The following is a 22,698-nucleotide window of genomic DNA, read 5'->3' as shown; positions in this document are numbered from 1 at the left end:
TCACTCCTTGATTTTTCTATCAAATGCTTTCTCAATTGCCTCGATGATTCCTTCATATCCTGTGCAACGGCATAGATGCCCTGAGAGTACTTCTTTTATTTCTTCTCTTGATGGTCTTGTATCACTTTGTAACATTTCATAAGCTGACATTAAAATTCCTGGTGTACAGAATCCACATTGTAAGCCATGTGATTCAATAAATGCCTCTTGTAATGGACTCATTTCTCCATTCTCAAATAGACCCTCGATAGTTTTTATTTCTGAATCATTTGCTTGTGCAGCAAACATAAGACAACTTCTTACTGCAGATTTATTGAATAGGATGGTGCAAGAGCCACAGACACCATGTTCACATCCCACATGTGTGCCTGTAAGTGCTAGGTCTTCACGAATAAAATCACTAAGTAGTTTTCGTGGTTCTACATATTTTCCTACTACTATCCCATTGATTGTTAAGGAAACTTTGATTTTTTGATCCTGAGCAACTTTAACCATTATTCTTCTCCTCTCTCCCTGTTGTATGCTTTCTGTATTGCCTTTTTCGTTAATGTCTTCGCTAGATGGATGCGATAATCGACAGATGCATGCAAATCTTCATCTGGATCAGCGTTTTCGATCGCTAAATCTGCCGCCTCTTCTAACACCTTCTCAGTAAGTTCTTTTCCTATAAGAAAATCCATTGCTTCTTCAGCTAAAATAGGAACTGCATCAATTCCGCCTACAGCAAGACGTACAGAATCAATTTTTGCGTCATCATCTGTAGATAAAAGGCAAACAACTGAAACTAATGCAAAATCACCATGTCTTCTACTTAATTCTTCAAATGCATAACCTTTTGGCTGATGGATTGGCACATGAATTTCTGTTAAGATCTCATCAGGCATCATGTCTGTTGTTAAATACGTTAAGAAAAATTCATTAATATCCGCTGTTCTCGTATCACTAGCACTTTGTACGATAATTTGTGCATTTAGTGCAAGGAAGGATAGTGGCAGTTCCCCACTTGGATCTGCATGTGCCACACTACCACCAACGGTTCCCCGATTCCTTGTTTGAACATGACCAATAAATTTAACTGCTTCTTCAAGAACTGGAAGATGTTCTTTAATCAACACATGTTTCTCTAAAATCCGTTGGGTTGTCAGTGCACCAATTTTTATGATATTGTCTTCCAAGCGAATTCCTTCTAGTTCATTAAGTTGATGAATGTCAATTAAATATTCGGGTTCTGACATACGCATATTTAAAATGGGAACAAAGCTTTGACCACCGGCAATAATTTTCCCTTCATCTCCATACTCTGTTAATAGATCCATCGTTTCTTCTAACGTCGATGGACATAAATAGAAAAAGGATGCTGGTTTCATTATCGAAGTTCTCCTTCCAAGGTATTCACTTTTTCTAATTCTTTTTTTACTTTCTTAAAGAAATCGTTTATGATTAACTTTGCTACCCCACCTAACATCCGTTGACCAATAGAAGCTACTTTTCCACCGACTTCGGCTTCGTAGGTATATTTTAATTCCGTTTTATTATCATCAACATCAACTAATTGTATTTCTGCTTCCGCATCAACAAATCCCGGTCCACCTTCACCATGAACAATTAATCGATAGCTTTCTGGAGCATTGACGTCTGCTAAACGAATCGTTGCATCGTATTTTCCTTTAACCGCTGCGACCCCAACGGATAGGTCTACTTGGTATACATTTTCTTCTTGTTGAATCAGTTCTTTACAACCCATAATGCAATTTTTTAATACTTCTGGGTTTAATAAGCTTGTGAAAACTGTTTCTCTATTTCCTTGTAATTTAATACTTCCTTTACCATTCATTGAAAATCCTCCTATTCTAGACTTCTACTGTTTTCTTCTTGTGAATTTCATTCCAAATATAATTTGGTGATAGTGGTAACTGTTCAATCGTAACCCCTAGTGGTTTTAGTGCATCGGTAACAGCATTAGCAATAACTGCTGGTGCACTCATTGTATTTCCTTCTCCAAGACCCTTCGCACCAAGAGGTGTTAGTGGTGACGGTGTTTCAATATGTTTAATTGTAATATTTGGTATTTCCGTTGCTGTTGGAACGAGATAATCCATGAAACTTCCAGTTAGTAACTGACCATTTTTGTCATAGACTAGATTTTCATAGAGTGCTGCTCCTAGACCATGAACAAGTCCTCCAAGAATCTGTCCATTTGCAATTTTAGGGTTTAAAAGTTTACCGGCATCATGAACCGTGAAATAGTCTAATATTTTTACTTCTCCAGTATTAATATCTACTTCCACCTGCACGGCATCAAAAACAAAACCGTAGGTGACAGATCCATTCACCGTATCTAATTCCGTTGGTGCCTTAGCCGTTGACAAGGAATAAAAGGCGGATTCATGAAGTCCAGGTTCTAGACCATCTGGTAGCACTTCCGGATTCCAATGTGTTGTGCCGATTAGTCGTTTCAGAGAAATACTAACCTCCGGATTCGTTTCTTTATATACTTTTCCATTTTCCATTGCTAATTCTTCAACATCTGTTTCTAACTGCTTTGCTGCAATTTTTAACAGTTTTGTTCTCACTTTATGTGTTGCTAAATAAATGGCACTTGAACCAATTGGAGCAAAACGACTAGAATAACTTCCCGATGCCACTGTCCAAGGGCTTGTTGAGGTATCAAGCTCTGCGATTACTTTTACCGTGGTTGGCTCAATCCCAAGAGTATCCGCAACAATTTGTGCTGCAACCGTTTCATGTCCTTGTCCTGTAGGTACTGTACTAATCCGAACAGTGATACCGCCCATTGGATCAATTGATATGGTCGCACCCTCTGCCGCTCCGGATTTCGGAAGTCCTTTTGCCCTTTCTTGAGGCGTTAAAGCCAAAGTGACATAGCCCATATTCGATCCAGACGGTTCTACGATACTAGCAAAACCAATACCTAAATATTTCCCTTGTTTCCAACCTTCCTTTTGCTTTTCCCTAAAATCTTTATAATTAATAGAACCCATCGCTAATTTCAATGCTTTGTGATAGTCTCCACTATCATACATACCACCTGAAGCAGTTACGTATGGAAATTCATCCTTTTGAATTAAGTTTCTTTCCACCACTTCAACAACATCGATATTTAACTCTTCGGAAATAATTTGCATCATTCGCTCTAGCGGGAAATAATGCTGTGGACCGCCATATCCTCGAATGAGTCCTGTCGGCGACTTATTCGTAGTAACTGCAATTGCTTCTAATTGGATATTTTGAATTCGATAAGCACCAGTAATATTGGAATGGTTACGATATAGTGATGCTGGTTCTGGTGCACGGATATAAGCACCAACATTATCGGCATACTTCATCTTCAGACCTAAAATTGTTCCATCATTTTTCACTGCTGCTTCAATCCATGTGACACGATCCGTACCACTGGAACTTGCCATCAAATGTTCCTGTCTATCTTCTATCCATTTCACTGGAACACCGACAATTCTTGAAACAACCGCTATAAGAACCATGTATGGATAAACACCCGACTTAATTCCATAACTTCCTCCAATGTCTTTCGGGGTAATAATCCGAAGTTGGTTACTTGGGACATTTAGAGCTGCCTTCATAACAGAATGAAGGGTAAATGGACCATGGAAGTTAGACCAAATCGAATAGGTTCCTTCGCTTCTTGTATAGTTGGCAATAACCCCGTAATTTTCAACTGGAGTTGCGTTTATTTTTGGGAATTCAAACTTCCTTTTAATGATATGATTTGCATCTTCAAATGCTTGATCAACATTGCCATAATCAAAATGACGATCATTCACGATATTACTTCCAACCTTTTCATGTAACGGTATGGAATCTTCTGAAAGTGCATCTAAAATATGGACAACAGTTTTAAGCGGTTCATACTCTACCTTTATTTTTCCTACCGCATCTTCTGCAATATATCTGTTTTCCGCAACGACCACGGCAACCGGTTCTCCAACATAACGAACTTTATCAATAGCAATCGGATAATATTCTTGAGGCGCATTCACACCTACTGGGAGCGCCTTCGTTAATTGTTTAACTTGCCTGCCATCAACCACACCGATGACTCCTGGTATTTTCCTTGCCTCTTCTACATCAATTTTCTTGATAATGGCATGAGCATGTGGGCTACGTAGAATGGCGGCATACTGTATATTCGGTAGTGGAGATAAATCATCAATGTATGTCCCTTCTCCTGAAACCAAGCGTTCGTCTTCAACCCTTCTTACAGACTTACCTATATATGACAATCTATTTCCTCCTTTATTTTCATTAACTATGGATTGGGCTTTCTTTATATCTCAAGGAACTACTACTTGCCATATTTCTGTGAGACATAATTTCTGCGGCGATACTTAAAGCTATTTCTTCCGGCGTCTCCGATCCAATGTCTAATCCGATTGGAGTGTAAATATTGTTATCTACTTCTTCCAAAATCGTTACCCCTTCCTTCTCTAACCGTTCCTTCAACTGCATATAGCGCTTTCTGGGACCTAAAAGTCCAATATAAGGAATATTTTCTTTCATTAATCCTTTTAAGTAATTTAAATCATTTTCAAAATGATGGGTCATTAACACGACATAAGTATTACAATTAAATAAGATTGAATTTGGAAATTCCCCATGTTTTACCAAGTAAAGTTGATCAGCATTTGGGAAATTTGCCTCTACTAAGTATCCAGGTCTGTGATCAACGACGGTAACTTGCCAATGCAATTGTTTAATTTGCTCAACAACTGTTTGTGCATCTTGGCCTGCTCCGAAAATCACGACATTTGGAATTGGTTTAATCTTTTCTATAAAGATTGTCGTATTCACTAATTTCCCATTAGTGAAATAATGGAAGTTTTCAAGGATTCCTTTCTTCTCAGAATGCACGTTTTCTAATGTAAGAAATGTATTTAGTGGAAGAATTTCTTCATTATAGGAAGAAAGTACCGTTCCAACGTAAAATGAATCAATCCCGTCATACTGTTTATTGAGCGCTTCCAATATTTTGACTGCTTCAACGCGATTACCTACTGGATCAATCAATCCTAGCCAAATCGTTATAGCTCCGTTACATCCAACACCCATCCCCCACGGAGTGTCCTCATCATTTCTTAAATCATAGAAGATCTGTTTTGGCTTCTTTGTAAGAAAGACATCTTTTCCATGTTCTGTTAAATCTTCCTCAATACACCCACCACTAAGAACTCCGTGTATTGTTCCATCTTCTAAGATAATGCTTTTTGCACCAACCTGGCGATAAGATGAACCTTCTTTAGCAATGATCGTTGCAAGAATTGCTTTTTTATTTTGTTTAATACAGGTTTCTATATGTTTTACTAGCATTTCCTTCGCCTCGATTCTGTTCCAATCCTCATCATGTTTTTTCGGTTACTTATGATTATAATAGTTTAAATTAATAAGAGTTATAAAATTCTGCTTTTTCCATTTTCATTTTTCAAATTGCTAAATAGTAAAATCGGCTTCTTCGTTTGAAAGACATCTTTTGTATCTACCGATAAATCTCCCTCAATACATCCATCACTTAGAACTTCGAGTATTGTTCCATCTTCTAAGATGATGCTTTTGCATCAATCTGGCGATAAGATAAACCTTCTTTAGCGATAATCGCAGCAAGAATTTTTTTATTTAGTACAGGTTTCAATATGTTTTACTTACATTTTACTAGTTGGTTAAGAATATAATAGTTTAAATTAAATTTGGGTTATAAAATTCCGCTTATTCTGTTTTTAATTTTCCTCCAAATTGTCAAATAATAAAATAAAAAATGAATCCTGTATTCGGATTCATTTTTTATTTTGATACAAATAATGATCGATATTCGGAAGGTGTGCATCCTTCTTTCTTTCTAAAAGCAGTAGAAAAATACGCACCACTGGTAAATCCTACTTGATTCGCAATCACTTCTATTGGCAGGGTCGTCATTTTTAATAACGATTTAGATTGATCAATTCGATAGGTCATTAAATAATCAACAAACGTTACCCCCATTTCATCTTTAAAGGAACGACTGAAATGAGAAGTGCTTAAATAAACCGACTGGGCAACTTCATTTATGGTAATTTGTTCTTTATAACAGTTTTGTATAAACTGTAAAGCCGTCTGTATTGGATTCGCTAAATCGGGGTGTTGTTTTTTCTTATTCTCTTTATGAAAAAGGTCTTTTGATTCTGTAGAAAGACTATGAATATGGATTCTTTCTGTAAGTTTATGAACTTCTGTTTTAGAAAAAGGTTTTAATAAATATCCTACAAATCCAAGATTTATACTACGAAGGACTAGGTCAAATTCCTTTAAATAAGTCAAAATAATAACACTAATATCGGGGTTCAATTCCAATGCTTTTTGTCCTAATTCCATTCCATTCCCATCTGGCAAGGAAACTTCCAGAAATAAAATACTAGGCTTTATTTTTTTTAATAATAGCTCCCCTTTTTCAAGGGTAACCGCCTCATGTACCGTATAATAACCAATGCTACTCGTCGAAAGGTAATCCGTCACAACGATTCTACTCTCAAATTCATCGTCAACGATTAAGATGTCCGGCAAATCGTTTCCCCCTTTTTTCTCTAAACTTCAGTTATCTAAAACCCAAGTTTTTAAAAGTTTACTTGTTTACGAAAAAGTTTTCCAGATATAGTTTTCGGTAAGGATGATTTAAAAATATACCTTCTTGGCCGTTTATAATTAGATAAGCTTGGATGAGATTTACAAAAAATGTCCAGTTCTTCTGCTGTTAACAATTCATCATTTGGAACAATATAGGCGACAACAACTTGTCCCCAGCGTTCATCCTCTTCCCCAACAATCATTACTTCTTTTACCTCTGGATGTTCTAATAAAATGTTCTCAACCTCGATAGGAAAAATATTCTCACCAGCATGTAGAATCATTTCATCCACGCGACCAACAATGTAAATATCTCCAGATTTATCCTTATACCCCAAATCACCGGTATAGTACCAATCATTTTTTACACTTTTCTTCGTAATTTCTGGTTTATTCCAATAACCTTTGAATGCCTCCGGAGAACCCATATGGACAATAATTTCTCCAATCTCACCATCGGGGACAGCGTCTTCCTCTGATTTTATTCGTTGGATGTCCGCTTCAATTATTTTAATTTTTTGATGGATTCCAGGCTTTCCGACACAGCCGCGCTTATGCATAATATCTTGACAAATACAATGCGTAAATATTTCCGTGCTTCCGTACTGATTAATAAAATATGTCGGCTGAAAAACTTCCTGACATTTTTGTATCAGTTTACTTGACATCGGAGCACCGGCATAAGAAATAACGCGGATCTGTTCGAAATTATACTGACGGATATTTGTTAGTGTCACCATTTCATGATACATACTTGGTAATAAATAAAGGCTAGTCACTTTTTGATCTTGAATTAGCTGACAAGCTTCATGTGGATCAAACTCTTTTAACAGAATAAGCTTCCCATTTAATAAAAACATACTAAGCAAGGAACGCATTCCCATTGTATGGTGTAGCGAAATAACACCTAAGGAAGTATCCATCCTTTCATAATGGCAATGAAAAACATAGGCTAAAGTCGAGGAATATTCGTTCAGATGTGTTCGAGGGACACCTTTTGGTACTCCGGATGTACCAGATGTGTAAAGAATAATGGATAGATTCTCTTCATGAATTGGAACATAAGAAAAATCATTCTCATTTCCTTGTAGTAATTCCTCATATGTAATATCATCTTCCCCGTCAATGCTTATAAATATTGGGCGATAATCAATCTTTCCACGGTCAATGAGATACTCGGTTGACTTTTCCGAGACAATCATTTTAACATCTAAGTCATTGATACAATAATGAATAATTTCGGTAGATTGCTTGATATTAATTGGTGAAAATACTGCACCGACTTTCTGTGTTGCCCAAAATAATACGATTGCCTCCATACGATTTCTAAGTAAAATGGCAATACGATCTCCCTTTTTTATACCCAGTCGGTAGAGAGAGGCTGCTACATGATTAACCATGGTCTTTACTTCTTTATAAGAATAATGATTATTTCCTTCCACAATGGCAATTTCATTTGGATTTCGTTCAACAGCATAATCAAACATTCTGACTAAATCCACTAATACCCCTCCCAACAAAAATTAATACGCTTTCATTTTCCTTTTTTTAAATTTTAATAATTATAGCATAATATTAAAACTCTATCATGTTACCACAAAGCTTGTTTGTGTCAAGCTTTTCTCAGTACCCGTTTGAAAACTGCATTTGTATAAGATTTATTATAAAAATAAAAATCCGAACTAATTCGAATTCTAACTGAAGAATTTTGAATCATAGTTCGGATTTTTCTATAACTAAAATACTTTTGTCCTAGCTTTTCATTAGCGCTTACCAAATTTCCCCGGAGCATAGTGTCCTTGTCAGTTAGCCTTACCTAAACGAACTAAAAAATCGAATTAGTACGTTATCTACTAAAACATCCTGGTGGCTATTTATTTACCTTTCTTAACAAGCAGTGATACTGCTTGTTCATAATCTTCTGGGGTGTCGATATCGAACAAAATTCCTTCATCTATAACTTCTACATCAGTACGGTTGCGAATTTGTTTTAAGATTGGTTTTGCTCCTTGATCACCTTGTAATTGATTAAACCACTCACGTTCAATATTTCCAAAGAAAACTGGGTGACCAACTTTTCCTTTCACCTTTGGTCGAATGACAAAGGGCTCACGTGTCCTCTTCAATTTTTTCTTTCCCAAATTTAAAATCGTTTGAATCGTTTCTGACTCAAGAAATGGTAGGTCCCCTAAAAAAATCATTACATTCAATGGGTTTCCCTCTGCATGTTCAATTGCTTTTCGTAAAGAAACGCTTTGGCCTTTTTCGTAGGCTGGATTAACAACCCAACGAAAATGTGGTTCATCAATGGCAATTTCTTTTCGAATGGTTTCCGCTTCCCGACCAATGACGGTAATTATTTCAGAAAAACCCTCTGAAAAGACAAGACTAATCACCGTATCAAGGAGACTTTTATTACCAAAAGAAAGTAATTGTTTTGGTTTCCCCATTCGACTCGATGTTCCGGCAGCAAGAATAATGGCATATATCGGTGATTCCGATTTCCCCATAATAACACCCCCTAGCAATAATGAATTGAGCACATGGTGGATTCAATTTTTCTCCACTAAAAATTCAACAGATTGACCATTTAAATAGATATAAGTTTAATTCATAATACCTAAACAAGATTTCCTCAGGCGTAATTGGATAGATTTCAATGTAATTAGATTATACGCAATTTAATAAGACTTGGTGTGCATTACCCATGTTTTCTGCCCTTCTGTCAGAACATTATATCTTCTATTATAATATAATTCTATAGCAAATATCATTTAATCAATCACTTCTCACGATTAGTTTGAAGTTTAACAATTTTATCTTCATATATTTTTCTTTTCTTTGGATTGTTATTTCTTTTGAAGAAGTCAATAATCCCTGCTGATGCTTCTTCTAATAATTCTGGGTTCCGAACCTTTTCAATAAGTTTAAAGCCTTTTTCATAATATTCTTCTGCCTTTTTCAACTCTTTCACTTGGATATTTTCATAGCAATAGGCTAAGCGAATAAGAGTGAAACCTTTTTCTTCTTTACAATTTGAAAGTCCCTCATAGATGGTTAAGGCTTCTTGATAATGCTGAAAGGCTTGTTCTAATTTTTCCTGTACCAAATAATTAAAGGCAATAGACTGAAGCGCATTTCCATAAGCAAGCGATTTTTTCCGCCCACTTTGATCTAGACCTTGTAAAAATTCCTGAAAAGCGATTAATGCTTTATCATACGCTTTTTCAGCTGAGTAGATTTTTCCTAAGGCATAGAGAAACTGTTGCCTAATTTTCGGAAATTGAATGGATCGTGATAAGCCTTCTTTTAGGTATTCCTTGGCCTGATTTAATTTAAACGTTTTGATAGATAAGGTTCCTATTTTGGAATAAACATAAACAATCATGAAGTGATCATCCTTATAGAATTGCTGCAACTCTTTCAATGCCTTTTTATAATAATTGATAGATCTAGGTAAGTTTCCCATATTCTCATCAAGTTCTGCTAGCATTAAAACGGCTTTAGCAATATCTAAATATTCTTCTTTATATTTATAGGTGTCATCCATCCATTTAATCGCTTTGGTAATAATTTTTCGTGCTTCTTTTAAATCAATAAAAAAATAGATTTCACCTATTTTTAATAGCGTTCGAATCTCAAATACTTTATCCTCTAATTTATTATATTCAGCCAAAACTTCTTGTTGGAGCTTTAGAGCTTTGTTATACTGTTCAGCTTGAATATATATATCACAAAGAGTTTCTATCACATTTAGGACGATTGGATGAGTTTTTGGTACTGCCCTAGTATAATAAGTGTACCCTTTTTCAAGTTGGGTTAATCCACTTTCTATATTTTGATCTTCAAGTGCAATTTTCCCTAGGTTGCTAAAAATGACACCGTAAGCGTATGAATCTTGATAATCATTAGAATCTAGAAATGCTAATAATTTAGCTAGTTCTATCCTCGCTGCCTGAAGTTGTCCGTACTCTCTCTCCAATGAAGCATAGTCGAGATACGTATCAATAATCATTTCTATATGTTCTTTATGAATATCTTTGGATAGATGAATAGCTTGTCGACTGTAATTACCAGATTTATCGTAATTATTTGTCTTTCGATAAAATTTTGCGATAGTACTTGCTATAAAAAATCGCTCTTCCAGTAAACCTTCTTTCAGTTTTTCTTCTAAGTTGCTCACGAATACCTTTGCTGTATCATAATTTCCATTTATGAGTTGCTCTCTAACGTATTCACAAATGAAGAGAATTGATTCTTTTGTGTATGTTTTACTTATCATAATATCTACAACCTTATCAAAGTATAATATGCATCGTGTTTAATATGAATAAACAAATGCCTATTCGTAAATGGTAACAACGTAACTTCAGTTGGTTTTACCAGTCGATGTCAGCCTGTGGCAACCAGCAGGACTAAATTTATGAATGCAAGGACTCCGACGACCATCTTGCTGTTATGAAAGCTAAATCCATACCAATCGACAACAAACGAAACGTGCAACAAGATAAATAACAGCGCAAGTGTCCCTGTCCAAAGATGAAGGGGCATGATTTTTTTAGTAATATTCGCTAGCTTCACCTTTGTTTTACGCTCAGGTATGTTACGAATCGTTGAATAAACGGCATTTCTTGTCCAGTTAAATAGGAAAAGTAAAAACCCAATAAAGCCAAATAAAATCGACAAGGTTAGTGTTGGAAAAGAAAAATGTGTAACTACCTTCCATATAACAAAAAGTATAAGGAGACTATTACCATAAAACCATTTACTCATATTGCTTCTCCTCGTATTCATCGATGATTCACTTGCTTTGCTCTGTTACACGCTAGGCTGTGCGAAATAAATGATAATGCAAGTGTTTTTAATTTGATCTGACTACTCTTCGCTTATATATGACGTAACTTCTACGTAAGTACCTTAGTGGGAAACTAAACGCATGGACCAATCTTGTGAATGGCCAAACGGCATATAAAGAGAATGTGCAATAAATATGGATTTTAAACCAGATTGGAACGCTTGCCATTAACTCTGGCTGGACATTAAAAATAAACAATCCCCGCAGCCATGGTGCGATAGTTGTCCGGTAATCAAAACCTTGTGCATCCACATTAAAAGAAGTTGCAAGTAATCCTGAACCAATGGCAAGGATGATAAAAATTAAGGAAACCCAGTCACTTGCAGACGTTGTAGCCAGAATCCGTTTGACACTAATTCGACGATAGGTTAACAAGATAATCCCAATAAATGCAGCAATACCTGCTGGCAGTCCAAAAGTAATGGCCACAATATGGTATGTGTGCTCGCTTATTCCCAGAGAATTATAAAACTCAACAGGTATAATCAAACCTAATACATGACCACCGAATACAAATATGATCCCCACATGGAATAAAAGCGAACCAATTCTTAACTGTTTTTTTTCAAGAAATTCACTCGATTTTGTCGTCCAGCCAAATTGGTCCTTTTGATAACGATAAATAAGACCGCCAATAAATACAGTTAACACGATATAAGGGAAGATCCCCCACAGTAATAAATCCATTTTAGCTCCCTCCTAGGCTTCTTCTAGAGCCACAGCTGTTACTCCGTTTTCTTCCATGTAAAGAAAGAGTGCATCAAATAATAAACTGTAATAACTATTGTTCTCTTGTAATTTCCCATGAATTTCGCCAATAGCCTGTTGATGCATGGAGAGCAGCTCATTACTTGCCTCTACGGAAACATTCGCACAGAATTCTAGAATAACAGGAAGATAGTCTGGTAATTCTTTGTCAGTTACTTCAAACCCATGCGCCTCATAATACTTTTTAAGTTTAAGTAATTCCAAACCTCGTTCACGTTGCTCACCTAGTTTCAAATAGGTTACATAGAGATTCGTTAATCTTCCAAAATCAAAATGCTCAATATAGTGTGTAATCCAATCGTCTAAGGACATCTCTTTTGATTGTTGAATAAACTGCTTGATATTTCCTGTGATTTGACTGTTTGACTGTTCTTCTATTTCCCTTTCTATTTCTGGTAAGATGTCTATCATTTCTTCCGTTGGATAGTTAAGGAGAAAGGATATTAGCTGATAGATGTGTTGATTCATAAACCACGACCTCCTTCATTGTTAGAAATCAGGATTGGTAAAACGGCTTTATCAATCCTCCATTGGGGTGTTCATCGCCTTTATCAGTGACCGCTTCTCTTTGATTTTCCTCTGTTCGGGCACTCATTGCCTCTATCAGTGACCGCTTCTCTTTGATTTTCCTCTGTTCGGGCACTCATCGCCTCTATCAGTGACCGCTTCTCTTTGATTTTCCTCTGTTCGGGCACTCATTGCCTCTATCAGTGACCGCTTCTCTTTTATTTTCCTCTGTTCGGGCACTCATTGCCTCTATCAGTGACCAAATCTCTTTGATTTTCTTATGCTCGGTCACTGTTTGCCTCTATCAGTGACCGCTTCTCTTCGATTTTCCTCTGTTCGGGCACTCATTGCCTCTATCAGTGACCGCTTCTCTTTGATTTCCCTCTGTTCGGGCACTCATTGCCTCTATCAATGACCGCTTCTCTTCGATTTCCTCTGTTCGGGCACTCATCGCCTCTATCAGTGACCGCTTCTCTTTGATTTTCCTCTGTTCGGACACTCATTGTCTCTATCAGTGACCGCTTCTCTTTGATTTCCCTCTGTTCGGGCACTCATCATCTTCATGAGTGACCGTATATCTTATTATTGCAGCACGCCGCAGCTTCCTGGGCCTCCGGCAAAGTCTAAGCCGCAAGCTCCTTGTTCTTCATACAAATCAGCAACTTCTTCTTTGTGGCTATGCGGAATCACAAATCTGTCTTCATATTTAGCAATCGCTAAGAGGCGATACATTTCTTTGATTGCTTTTTCAGTTAAACCGAGATCGGAAAGGACATCAGAATCAAATTCCTTTCCAGTTTGTTCAGCTCGCATAAAGTTACGCATGACTGCCATTTTCTTTAGAACCGTACGAATATGCCCGGTATCTCCAGCAGTTAATAGATTTGCAAGGTATTCAATTGGAATCCGCATGTTATCAATTGCAGGGAAAATGTCTTCTGTATCTGCAGTACTTCCTTTTCCTTCAATCATGTTCATAACCGGGCTTAGTGGCGGAATGTACCATACCATTGGCATTGTTCTGTATTCTGGATGTAATGGCAGAGCAATCTTCCAGTCTATTATCATTTTATAAAGTGGAGATTTTTGAGCTGCTTCAATCCAGTCCATTGGAATTCCATCTTTTTTGGCTTGCTTGATAACTTCCGGGTCATTTGGATCAAGGAAAATACCAAGCTGTGCATGATATAATTCCTTTTCATCCTCTACAGATGCTGCTTCCAACACACGGTCTGCATCATATAACATGATTCCGATATAACGAATCCGTCCAACACATGTTTCTGCACAAATCGTTGGCTGGCCATTTTCGATTCTCGGGAAACACATCGTACATTTTTCAGCTTTGTTTGTTTTCCAGTTAAAATACACTTTTTTATACGGACAAGAAGTCACACAATGTCTCCATGCACGACATGCATTTTGGTCCACTAGTACGATTCCATCTTCATCCCGTTTATACATTGCTCCAGATGGACAGGAGGATACACATGGTGCGTTAATGCAATGCTCACAAATACGTGGCAGATACATCATGAATACATCTTCGAATTCCGTTTTAATGGATTCTTCCATCTGCACGACGTTTGGATCACGCAGTCCTGTAATATGGCCACCAGCTAAGTCATCCTCCCAGTTTGGTCCCCATTCCAAATCCATGAATTCTCCTGTCACCGCAGATTTGGCTCTAGCAACAGGCTGATGCTTGCGTTCCTTACTATTTGTTAATGTTTCATAATCATAGTTCCACGGTTCAAAATAATCGTCCATTTCTGGCTGGTTTGGGTTGTAAAACAAGTTTAGTAGCCGATTTGTTTTTGAGCCTGATTTTAACCTTAACTCATGGTTGTGAAGCTCCCAGCCACCTTTATATTTTTCTTGATCTTCCCACTGCTTTGGGTAGCCAATTCCAGGCTTTGTTTCTACATTATTAAAATACATGTATTCGGCACCTGGGCGGTTTGTCCATGTGTTCTTGCATGTCACACTACATGTATGACAGCCAATACACTTATCGAGGTTCATTACCATCCCGACCTGTGCTTTAATTTTCAAGCCAATCTACCTCCTTCATTTTCCGAATCACAACATTCAAGTCACGTTGGTTTCCTGTTGGCCCATAGTAATTAAATCCATAGCTTAATTGGGCATATCCACCAATCATATGGGTTGGTTTTACATGGATTCTCGTTGGACTATTATGCGTGCCACCACGATTTTTCGTAAGGCTTGTTCCAGGTGTATGAATATGACGATCTTGAGCATGATGCATAAAAGCCATTGTTCTTGGGATACGATGGGAAACAACCGCTCTTGCTACTACGACTCCATTACGGTTGAAGCATTCAATCCAATCATTATCCTCTACATCAATTTCCGCTGCATCATCTTTATTTAGCCAAACCGTTGGACCACCTCGGAATAGAGTTAACATTGGCTGTGCATCAAAGTACATGCTATGAATCGACCATTTATTATGCGGGGTAAGATAATTCAGCGTAATTTCTTTTCCTTCCACTTCTGGTCTTTTTGAACGGAATGGCTTATGGTTCAAAATTGGCTTGAATACGGCAAATGATTCCCCAAATTCCTTCATCATTTCATGATCCAGGAAGTATGATTGCCTTCCTGTAATGGTTCGAAATGGAATCAATCGTTCAATATTTGTTGTAAAAGGGGAATACCTTCTGCCGCCTTTTTCGGAGCCGCTAAATGCTGGTGACGTAATAACCGTCATTGGTTGTGCCGTTATTTTTTCAAATGTAAATAACTCTTCTTCTCTTTCCTCTGCTAAATCTTTTAACTCAAGTTCTGTTACTTCTTCTAATGCTTCCCATGCTTTTACAGCTACTTTTCCATTCGTTGTAGAGGAAAGCATTAAGATTGCTTCACATGCATCTTTAGCATGTGTAATATCTGGACAGCCATCGGCAATCGTTCCATTATCCACCGTTCCAAGTGTATGTTTCACTTGTTCGTACTCTTTTTCCATATTCCAGTTGATACCTTTTCCACCATAAGGCTGTGTTGCAACATTTGGTCCAAGTGCTGTCATCTTGTTATAAATTTGTTTGTAATCACGTTCCACCACATGAATTTGTGGCATTGTTTTACCCGGAATAGGTTCACATTCACCTTTGGACCAGTCTTTAATTCGACCTAATGGCTGGGCCATTTCTGCTTTTGTATCGTGCAGCAATGGTGTTGCTACGATTTCCTTGATTGTCTCCATATCAATTTCCTCAGCTAAATCAGAAACACCCTTGGCTAAAGCTTTAAAGATATCCCAGTCCGATTTTGCTTCCCATGGTGATGCTATTGCTGGATTAAATGGATGTACAAATGGATGCATATCCGTACTGGATAAGTCGTGTTTTTCATACCAAGTTGATGCAGGTAGGATGACATCTGAGTAAAGTGCCGTTCCAGCCATCCGGAAGTCAAGGTTAATTAATAAATCAAGTTTCCCTTCCGGTGCTTCTTCCCGCCATTTAATTTCCTCAGGACGAATGCTCTCTTCATCATCGTTTAAAAGTCCATGGGATGTTCCCAGTAGATGTTTAAGGAAGTACTCATGCCCTTTTCCTGAACTGGAGATTAAGTTGGCACGCCACACAAATAAGTTTCTTGGGAAATTGACCGGGTTATCTGGATCTTCAATTGCAAATTGCAGCTCTTTTTCTTTTAATTGCTTAGCCACATATTTCCCAATATCTTCCGTTGTTTCATAGCCACTTGCTACTGCTTCCTTATAGAGATCGATTCCGTTTTTATTGAATGTTGGATAAGATGGCAGCCAGCCAAGGCGAGCAGCTAACACATTGTAGTCCCCGTGATGTTCGTATCTTGCCTTTTCATTTGCAGCGGTAAGGTCACTAACTGGTGTTTCCTCAAAGCGCCATTGGTCGGTTGCAAAGTAGAAAAAGGATGTACCGTTTTGCAGTTTAGCTGGGCCGCCCCAATCTTTAGCAGTTGCAATCGTATTCCAGCCTTCTGCAGGCCGTAATTTTTCTTGTCCAACATAGTGGGCCCAGCCTCCGCCATTTACACCTTGTGCGCCTACCATTAGAACAAGGTTGACAACTGCACGGTAAATCGTATCTGAGTTAAACCAATGGTTAATTCCGGCACCAACGATAATCATGGAACGACCTTTTGTATCCACCGCATTTTGTGCAAATTCACGTGCAATTTTAATGACGAGGTTGCGGTCAACACCCGTTATCTCTTCTTGCCATGCTGGTGAGAATGGTGCAATCTCATCATAAGAGCTTGCCACTTCTCCACCAAGACCACGGTCAATACCATAGTTGGCAAGCATCAAGTCATAGACGGTCGCAATGTATTCGGTTTTTCCATTTAACTCTACTTTTTTCACTGGAACCGCACGTGGCAAAACTTTTCTAGTTTCCGCATCAAAATATGGCATATTGACATGTACCACCTCGTCTTCTGTTCCTAGAAAACTCAATACAGGTTCAATTTTTTCATTTGTGTTTTCATCAATAAGCTTTAAGTTCCAGTTTCCTTTATCATCCCAACGAGAACCCATCGTTCCATGCGGAATAGAGAATTTACCTGTTGCTTGATTATACATAGCAGGCTTCCATTCATTATTCTCTGAAGCAGTGCCAAGATCAGCTTCATTTAGGAATCTGTCTGCCACAAACATTCCATTATCTTCTTTTAAACGAACAGAGAATGGAAAATCGGTATATTGCTTTGCATAATCCTCAAAGTATGGTGTCATATTTTTATCATAAAATTCATTTAAGATTACATGCCCCATTGCCATTGCAACTGCACCATCAGTTCCCTGCCTTACTGATAACCAGTCATCAGAGAAGGTCGTTGATTCAGCATAGTCCGGACTAACGGATACAACTTTCGTTCCTTTATAACGAGCTTCCACTAAAAAGTGAGCGTCTGGTGTACGTGTCATCGGCACATTCGAACCCCATGTGATAATATAGCTTGAGTTAAACCAGTCTGAGCTCTCTGGTACATCTGTTTGATCTCCCCAAATTTGCGGAGAGGCTGGTGGCAAGTCGGCATACCAATCATAGAAGCTAAGCATTGGACCGCCCATTAATTGCATAAAGCGACTTCCGGCTGCATGGCTGATCATGGACATCGCAGGAATTGGAGAAAAACCAACATTTCGATCTGGTCCATATTTCACGATCGTATATAAGGAAGATGCAGCTACAAGCTTTGTTACCTCTTCCCAGTCTGCTCGGGCTAGTCCGCCCTTCCCTCTTGCTTGTTTATAGGAATTCGCTTTTTCTTTGTCCTCGACAATGCTCTTCCAAGCTTCCAAAGGATTATCATAAGTTGCTAATGCTTCTCTCCATAATGTCAATAATCTTTTCCGTACATATGGATATTTCACACGTAATGGACTGTAAATATACCAAGAGAAGCTCGCTCCCCTTGGACAGCCGCGGGGTTCAAATTCCGGCATATCTGGACCTGTTGTTGGATAGTCCAATTGTTGGCCTTCCCATGTGACAATCCCGTCTTTCACATAAATATTCCAGCTGCATGATCCGGTACAGTTGACCCCATGTGTTGATCGAATAACCTTATCATGCTGCCATCTTCTCCGATATACATTTTCCCAGTCACGGTTACCTTCTTGTAATTGACTATGATTATTGGAATATGTTTCTTTTGGTTTTAAATAGTTCAATCGTTGCCAAAGTGGAGATGGTTTCTTTTTCATTATTGTCCCTCCATGTAAATTGCTTTGTTCTAACTCCAATGTTAAACATCCCACCCCATACATGTTGTGAAATACATCACACCTTTTTGCGATGTCAAATTTTAGACATAAATAATATTTAAATGGTTGTGTGTGACTTTATTCAAAAATCGGTCACAGATTATGTGATGTTTTTCACTACTAATTCCGGCAAGCCTCGTTAAACTTATAACCAATTACAGAAGTAAATTAAAGATTATCCAGAGAAAGGTATGATTTATTTTGAAGAAACCGGGTTTACAGCTTTCATTACAAACATCCAGTTTAGTCGTTGGGTTTATGGTGTGGGTACTCATTTCGTCGCTAATGCCATATATCACAGCAGATATTCCGCTGACTTCTGGGCAAGCGTCAATTATAACGGCTATTCCAGTTATTTTGGGCTCCCTCATGCGCATACCGATTGGTTTTTATGCTGATCGATTTGGCGCAAGAATTATTTTCTTAATTAGCTTTCTCATTCTTTTATTTCCTGTTTTTTACCTAAGTGCAGCGAGTTCCTTTACCGATCTTGTTATTGGAGGACTCATACTAGGTATTGGTGGAGCAACCTTTTCCATCGGAGTTACATCACTGCCGAAATATTACCCAAAGGAAAAACACGGCTTTATTAATGGGGTGTACGGTGTTGGTAATATTGGTACCGCCATTACAACGTTTGGAGCTCCAATTATAGCTGGTTCCATTGGCTGGCAGGGAACGATACGGATATTCCTAGTTATTTTGGTCGTATTTTCAGCATTGGTTTTTATTTTTGGTGATCGTAAAGAAGCAAAAGTAAAAAAATCCATGGTTGAACAAATTCGAGGTGTTTATAAAAATACGACATTGTGGTTCCTAAGCTTATTTTATTTCATTACATTCGGGGCCTTTGTAGCCTTCACTATGTTTTTACCAAGTTTTCTGGTTGATAATTTTGGATTAGACCCAGTGGATGCTGGGATTCGAACAGCAGTATTTATTATTATTGCCACCCTGCTTCGTCCAGTTGGAGGATTGCTTGCAGATAAGTTTAATCCATTTATTATTTTAATGTTTGTTTTTATCGGTGTTGCCTTTTCGGGCATCCTATTATCCTTCTCACCTGATATTATTTGGTATACCGTTGGTGCACTGGCTGTAGGAGTTACGGTTGGTATTGGAAATGGTACTGTCTTTAAATTAGTACCGTTGTATTTTTCCAAACAAGCTGGCATTGTAAATGGTATTGTATCCGCAATGGGAGGCCTAGGCGGTTTCTTCCCGCCACTGCTTTTGACTGCTGTTGCAAATATTACTGGTCATCATGCGATTGCTTTCATGTTAATGTCAGAATTTGCCTTCGTAAGTTTTGTTATTGTTATTTTTATGTATTATCAGGAACGAGTGAGTGTTGAAGGTAAAATTATCGAAAGTGCTGCGGAAGGAATTATGGTAACGAATAAAAAACGCATCATTCAAAATGTTAATCCAGCCTTTGAGCGAATCACTGGTTATACAAAAGAGGAAGTACTCGGAAAGACACCTGCAATTCTAAAATCCGGTAAACAGGACGCAGGCTTTTATGATGGAATGTGGAATTCGATTAATGAAAATGGCTTTTGGGAAGGTGAAATATGGAACAAACGAAAAAATGGAGAGATGTATCCGGAGTTACTTACCATTAGTCCAGTGAAGAATAATGTTGGCGAGATTAAGTACTATGTTGGTGTATTTAATGATATAACACATTAACAAAAGTGGAAGCGCCCGGTTAGCGACGTACGGACTGGACTGAACCGAAGGAGATAAAGGAAACACGGCGACCGTAGGGAGTCGATGTTGACTTATCGTACGGAGGTGAGGGAAGTCTCGCTAGTCGTTGGGCGCTGGAGCTGGACGTGGCTACTTAGGTAACTAAGTTATATACATCATTCAAAATTTTATAGTTTTCTAGCTGAAAAAATCCTGAGTTGATATTACTCAGGATTTTTATTGGCTAGCGCACTAATGCTGCGGACAACTTCGTTACTTTAACACCATGGCCAGATCCATCGCCCAAAGACTAGCGAATTTTTCTCACGATAACGGACGTTTGCACTTTTGTTCTTTATACTTTTCTTTTTTTACGCATTGCTCTTGGAATATAAACACAATACGGTTCACTTTCCATATAATCTCCCGTTACATTGTATGCGCGTGACCTTGATCCTCCGCAAACATGGCGAAATTCACATACCCCGCATTTTCCTTTGTATTTATCCGGATTACGCAAATTTTGAAAGACCTCTGATTCTCTGTAGATTTCTGCAAGTGGCGTGCGTCTGATATTTCCAGCACGAATTGGCAGTAATCCGCTTGGATACACATCTCCTGTATGGGAAATGAACACAAAGCCATTTCCATCATTAACACCCTTTGGTGCACGTCCAAGTCCATCAATCTGTCCTGTTTTTCCTTGGTTCATCGCATCTTCATAGAAAATTTGGTCTTTGTCACTCATACCTGTATGTTCTCGCATTTTTTGCTGAATAACGACACGTCGATAATGCTGGCCAGCGGTTGTCTTAATATCAAATGGAACTCGTTTGGATAATTTGTACAACCATCGGAATACCTTTTCATGTTCAGCAGGTGTAATCATGTCTGATTCTTTCCCTCGTCCTGTCGGCACAAGGAAAAACACACTCCATAATACACAGTTCAGGTTTTCAACCATCTCTGCCATTTCATCTAAGTATTCATAATTATATCGGGATATTACGGTATTAATTTGCAGCGGCATATCCAATTCATGTAAATACTTAATCGCATTCATCGTTAAGTCAAAGGAGCCTTCTGTTCCTCGAAAATGGTCATGCACTTCCTTACAATGTCCATCAATACTAAATGCCCATCTGGCAAGTCCAATATCTTTAGCCTTTTGCATCGCCTCTTTGGTTACATTTGGTGTGGCTGATGGTGTCATAGACACACGGACACCTTTTTGGATTGCGTATTCAGCAATATTAAACACATCTGGACGTTCTAGCGGATCCCCCCCTGTAAAAACAAGCATGGGATTGTCCATATCGTATATGTCATCGATTAATTTCTTTCCTTCATCAAACGTTAATTCTAATGGGTGTCTATGATACTGAGCTTCTGCACGACAATGCAGACAATGCAGCTGACAAGCACGGGTTAGTTCCCATATAACAATAAACGGGTTTTCATTATAATCTCGATTAAACATCGCTTTCGTCCCTTTCAGGTAGTTTAGCTTCAGTGTAGACAAATTCGATAACTATTTATGTGAGGTTTATCACTTATCTTCATAAATAAGAAACCCCTGACCATCAAAGACAGGGGCTACTTTAATTATTATCTCTTTTCTATCTCTACTCTCCAAACCTCCGGGCCTTCTTCAACATATTCCCAATGAAAAGTACCTTCTCGTTCAATTAAAAATTGATAGTATAACAGTTTAGGATCATGCGTATTCGAAAGGTGCATCATTTCTCCAGACTTTAAACGATCAAATGTTTCTAGAATCCTTACATGACGGATCTTTGGTCTAATATCTGGTGCATGTATGGTTGCAGCATATTGCTTTTCGTTCATTTAATGACCCCCGATAACCTTATAATCGAACTTCCTCTTATAGAACAACTAATGTTGCAACCATCTCTGCGTGACCTTCCCCACAGAAAATATTACAGTATATTTCATATTCACCTGGATCCTCCGGAATGATAACTGCTTCCCCATCCCCCTCAATTTTAACGCCAAGTTCATTAATTGCAATTCCATGGTGTCCTTCTTCATTTGTTAATGTAATCGTTACTTCCTCTCCAGATTGAACGACAAATTTATCCTGGTTAAACTCAAAGTCCGTTGCAACGATATTGACTTCATTTGTTACTTCCACCGATTCATCAGAAGCACTGGTTTCGTTAGACTGCTCTGCTGTCGTTTTCGTATTGTCAGCTTCTTCACTTGCTGAACCATTTTCATCCCCTCCGCAAGCAACGAGCGAAAATAGTAATCCGATAAATAGGATAGATAATAATCCTTTTTTCATGATGACGCCTCCTTAATTTTTATTACATTTTAAGTATACGCTCACTGTATTTACTAGACTGTGAGGTACAGCACTTGTTTTCTGTGATTTTAATCACAATCAACGGATATACAGTGACATTTTTCACATGCATATTGAAAAAGAATGGTATGA

General features: G+C 38.0%; 18 protein-coding genes. 1 reads left to right on the top strand and 17 read right to left on the bottom strand.

What is annotated here, in order from left to right; translation table 11 throughout:
• The 14 genes from MHH64_RS06885 to MHH64_RS06820 form a co-directional block, all read right to left on the bottom strand.
• Nucleotides 1-495: a (2Fe-2S)-binding protein gene (locus tag MHH64_RS06885; RefSeq protein WP_340002928.1), complete on the bottom strand. Its 495-nt coding sequence runs from the start codon at nt 493-495 to the stop codon at nt 1-3.
• The gene (locus MHH64_RS06880; protein ID WP_251659504.1) at nt 495-1,367 is read right to left on the bottom strand and encodes a xanthine dehydrogenase family protein subunit M; all 873 of its coding nucleotides are present in this window, start codon (nt 1,365-1,367) and stop codon (nt 495-497) included. The genes MHH64_RS06885 and MHH64_RS06880 overlap by 1 nt, the downstream gene beginning before the upstream one ends.
• A complete protein-coding gene (locus MHH64_RS06875) occupies nt 1,367-1,834 on the bottom strand; it encodes a carbon monoxide dehydrogenase subunit G (protein WP_251659502.1) in 468 nt (155 codons plus the stop codon). The genes MHH64_RS06880 and MHH64_RS06875 overlap by 1 nt, the downstream gene beginning before the upstream one ends.
• Nucleotides 1,835-1,850: 16 nt before the next feature.
• On the bottom strand, nt 1,851-4,262 hold the full coding sequence (locus tag MHH64_RS06870) for a xanthine dehydrogenase family protein molybdopterin-binding subunit (protein WP_251659500.1): 2,412 nt from the start codon (nt 4,260-4,262) through the stop codon (nt 1,851-1,853).
• 22 nt (nt 4,263-4,284) lie between these two features.
• Nucleotides 4,285-5,346 carry an XdhC/CoxI family protein gene (locus MHH64_RS06865; RefSeq protein ID WP_251659497.1) on the bottom strand — a complete coding sequence of 354 codons (1,062 nt, stop codon included), beginning with the start codon at nt 5,344-5,346 and terminating at the stop codon, nt 4,285-4,287.
• A 468-nt stretch (nt 5,347-5,814) separates the two neighbouring features.
• A complete protein-coding gene (locus MHH64_RS06860; protein ID WP_251659496.1) occupies nt 5,815-6,570 on the bottom strand; it encodes a helix-turn-helix domain-containing protein in 756 nt (251 codons plus the stop codon).
• A 50-nt stretch (nt 6,571-6,620) separates the two neighbouring features.
• Nucleotides 6,621-8,132, bottom strand: a complete 1,512-nt coding sequence (locus tag MHH64_RS06855) for a class I adenylate-forming enzyme family protein (RefSeq protein WP_251659494.1) — start codon at nt 8,130-8,132, stop codon at nt 6,621-6,623.
• A 372-nt stretch (nt 8,133-8,504) separates the two neighbouring features.
• On the bottom strand, nt 8,505-9,140 hold the full coding sequence (locus MHH64_RS06850) for a nucleotidyltransferase family protein (RefSeq protein ID WP_251659492.1): 636 nt from the start codon (nt 9,138-9,140) through the stop codon (nt 8,505-8,507).
• Between the two features lie 272 nt (nt 9,141-9,412).
• Nucleotides 9,413-10,912: a tetratricopeptide repeat protein gene (locus tag MHH64_RS06845; RefSeq protein WP_251659490.1), complete on the bottom strand. Its 1,500-nt coding sequence runs from the start codon at nt 10,910-10,912 to the stop codon at nt 9,413-9,415.
• A gap of 110 nt (nt 10,913-11,022) precedes the next feature.
• The gene (locus MHH64_RS06840) at nt 11,023-11,403 is read right to left on the bottom strand and encodes a hypothetical protein (RefSeq protein WP_251659488.1); all 381 of its coding nucleotides are present in this window, start codon (nt 11,401-11,403) and stop codon (nt 11,023-11,025) included.
• Between the two features lie 88 nt (nt 11,404-11,491).
• A complete protein-coding gene (gene narI / locus MHH64_RS06835; protein ID WP_251659486.1) occupies nt 11,492-12,172 on the bottom strand; it encodes a respiratory nitrate reductase subunit gamma in 681 nt (226 codons plus the stop codon).
• Nucleotides 12,173-12,184: 12 nt separating this feature from the next.
• Complete coding sequence (gene narJ / locus MHH64_RS06830) at nt 12,185-12,721, bottom strand: nitrate reductase molybdenum cofactor assembly chaperone (RefSeq protein ID WP_095314300.1); 537 nt, start codon at nt 12,719-12,721, stop codon at nt 12,185-12,187.
• A 621-nt stretch (nt 12,722-13,342) separates the two neighbouring features.
• Nucleotides 13,343-14,815 (bottom strand): nitrate reductase subunit beta, encoded by a 1,473-nt coding sequence (gene narH / locus MHH64_RS06825; RefSeq protein ID WP_095314302.1) that lies wholly within the window; start codon nt 14,813-14,815, stop codon nt 13,343-13,345.
• Nucleotides 14,805-18,485: a nitrate reductase subunit alpha gene (locus tag MHH64_RS06820; RefSeq protein WP_340002926.1), complete on the bottom strand. Its 3,681-nt coding sequence runs from the start codon at nt 18,483-18,485 to the stop codon at nt 14,805-14,807. Before MHH64_RS06820 ends, narH begins: the two co-directional genes overlap by 11 nt.
• Nucleotides 18,486-18,743: 258 nt before the next feature.
• Between MHH64_RS06820 and MHH64_RS06815 the strand changes: the two genes are divergently transcribed.
• On the top strand, nt 18,744-20,237 hold the full coding sequence (locus MHH64_RS06815; protein ID WP_340003262.1) for a NarK/NasA family nitrate transporter: 1,494 nt from the start codon (nt 18,744-18,746) through the stop codon (nt 20,235-20,237).
• A 355-nt stretch (nt 20,238-20,592) separates the two neighbouring features.
• Here the strand turns inward: MHH64_RS06815 and MHH64_RS06810 are convergent, their stop codons facing one another.
• The 3 genes from MHH64_RS06810 to MHH64_RS06800 form a co-directional block, all read right to left on the bottom strand.
• The gene (locus MHH64_RS06810) at nt 20,593-21,717 is read right to left on the bottom strand and encodes a TIGR04053 family radical SAM/SPASM domain-containing protein (protein ID WP_095314307.1); all 1,125 of its coding nucleotides are present in this window, start codon (nt 21,715-21,717) and stop codon (nt 20,593-20,595) included.
• Between the two features lie 128 nt (nt 21,718-21,845).
• On the bottom strand, nt 21,846-22,085 hold the full coding sequence (locus MHH64_RS06805) for a DUF2249 domain-containing protein (RefSeq protein ID WP_095314309.1): 240 nt from the start codon (nt 22,083-22,085) through the stop codon (nt 21,846-21,848).
• A gap of 37 nt (nt 22,086-22,122) precedes the next feature.
• A complete protein-coding gene (locus tag MHH64_RS06800; protein ID WP_303450254.1) occupies nt 22,123-22,545 on the bottom strand; it encodes a cupredoxin domain-containing protein in 423 nt (140 codons plus the stop codon).
• Nucleotides 22,546-22,698 lie beyond the last annotated feature (153 nt).

Origin of the sequence: Oceanobacillus sp. FSL K6-0127 (genome assembly GCF_037983385.1) — a bacterium.
In the GTDB taxonomy this organism is placed as follows: Bacteria; Bacillota; Bacilli; order Bacillales; family Amphibacillaceae; genus Oceanobacillus; species Oceanobacillus profundus.
This window is presented reverse-complemented; position numbering and strand designations above follow the sequence as displayed.

Excerpts from the sequence above, each read along its gene's own strand:
- MHH64_RS06885 (WP_340002928.1), bottom strand. The coding sequence starts at position 495 with ATGGTTAAAGTTGCTCAGGATCAAAAAATCAAAGTTTCCTTAACAATC.
- MHH64_RS06880 (WP_251659504.1), bottom strand. The coding sequence starts at position 1,367 with ATGAAACCAGCATCCTTTTTCTATTTATGTCCATCGACGTTAGAAGAA.
- MHH64_RS06875 (WP_251659502.1), bottom strand. The coding sequence starts at position 1,834 with ATGAATGGTAAAGGAAGTATTAAATTACAAGGAAATAGAGAAACAGTT.
- MHH64_RS06865 (WP_251659497.1), bottom strand. The coding sequence starts at position 5,346 with ATGCTAGTAAAACATATAGAAACCTGTATTAAACAAAATAAAAAAGCA.
- MHH64_RS06850 (WP_251659492.1), bottom strand. The coding sequence starts at position 9,140 with ATGGGGAAATCGGAATCACCGATATATGCCATTATTCTTGCTGCCGGA.
- MHH64_RS06845 (WP_251659490.1), bottom strand. The coding sequence starts at position 10,912 with ATGATAAGTAAAACATACACAAAAGAATCAATTCTCTTCATTTGTGAA.
- MHH64_RS06840 (WP_251659488.1), bottom strand. The coding sequence starts at position 11,403 with ATGAGTAAATGGTTTTATGGTAATAGTCTCCTTATACTTTTTGTTATA.
- narI (WP_251659486.1), bottom strand. The coding sequence starts at position 12,172 with ATGGATTTATTACTGTGGGGGATCTTCCCTTATATCGTGTTAACTGTA.
- narJ (WP_095314300.1), bottom strand. The coding sequence starts at position 12,721 with ATGAATCAACACATCTATCAGCTAATATCCTTTCTCCTTAACTATCCA.
- MHH64_RS06820 (WP_340002926.1), bottom strand. The coding sequence starts at position 18,485 with ATGAAAAAGAAACCATCTCCACTTTGGCAACGATTGAACTATTTAAAA.
- MHH64_RS06810 (WP_095314307.1), bottom strand. The coding sequence starts at position 21,717 with ATGTTTAATCGAGATTATAATGAAAACCCGTTTATTGTTATATGGGAA.
- MHH64_RS06805 (WP_095314309.1), bottom strand. The coding sequence starts at position 22,085 with ATGAACGAAAAGCAATATGCTGCAACCATACATGCACCAGATATTAGA.
- MHH64_RS06800 (WP_303450254.1), bottom strand. The coding sequence starts at position 22,545 with ATGAAAAAAGGATTATTATCTATCCTATTTATCGGATTACTATTTTCG.